Origin of the sequence: Xanthobacter autotrophicus, from assembly GCF_029991245.1 — a bacterium.
In the GTDB taxonomy this organism is placed as follows: domain Bacteria; phylum Pseudomonadota; class Alphaproteobacteria; order Rhizobiales; family Xanthobacteraceae; genus Xanthobacter; species Xanthobacter autotrophicus_C.
In genome coordinates this window covers 1-669 of record NZ_JAIVFO010000323.1, presented here as the reverse complement: position 1 = coordinate 669, position 669 = coordinate 1, and the positions used below count along the sequence as shown (strand labels likewise).

General features: G+C 74.3%; 2 protein-coding genes. Both read right to left on the bottom strand.

The window, feature by feature from the left end; genetic code table 11:
* Nucleotides 1-528 (bottom strand): hypothetical protein (locus K9U41_RS23025; RefSeq protein WP_282643160.1); only part of this gene is annotated, 528 nt, incomplete at its 3' end.
* Nucleotides 529-657: a WYL domain-containing protein gene (locus tag K9U41_RS24015; protein ID WP_432715854.1), complete on the bottom strand. Its 129-nt coding sequence runs from the start codon at nt 655-657 to the stop codon at nt 529-531.
* Between the last annotated feature and the right edge of the window lie 12 nt (nt 658-669).

The window sequence follows — 669 nt, the reverse complement described above, 5'->3', positions numbered from 1 at the left end:
CTCGAGGGACACCCGCAGGCGGGCCAGGGCGGCGTCGTCGTCGTCGCCGGGCTCCACCAGCGGCGTCCCGCCCGCCAGACCGCCAGATTGCGACGCCGCGGCCGCCTCCAGCTTCGCCAGCGCCCGGTCCACCACCTCGCGGGTGTCCTCGCCGGCGCTGCCCCGCAGCGCACGCAGGGCGACGATGATCGCGGAGGCCTCGGTCGGGCTCAGCCGCAGCGGCCGGGCCAGGTAGTCGGCGTTGGAGACGCGGATGACGCCTTCGGGACGGGGGCCGCCGCCCTCCGGGTCCTCCAGGGCTTCGAGGTCGACGTCGATGAGGTCGTCGGGGAAGCCGCCGGGAAGACCGCACATGAAGAGGACGCCGAGGTCCTTGACGACCTGCTCCGGCGTGCTGCCGACGGCCGCAGCGGTCTCGTCGAGGCGAACCTGCGGGTGCGAGTGCAGGTAGGGCACCAGCATCAGCAGCCGGGCGACCTGGTCCTTGGCTCCGCTGGCGGCGGACTTCTGCGGAGGCTTCTGGGGCATCTAGGCCGTCCCCACGGTGGCGCGCAGGCGCGACACGATCTCGTCGCGCAGCTCGGCGGGCGACTCCACGACCACGTCCGGACCGAGTGCGAGGATCTCCTCGGCCAGCCGGTCGCGGCGGATGCCCACCCGGTCCCACGG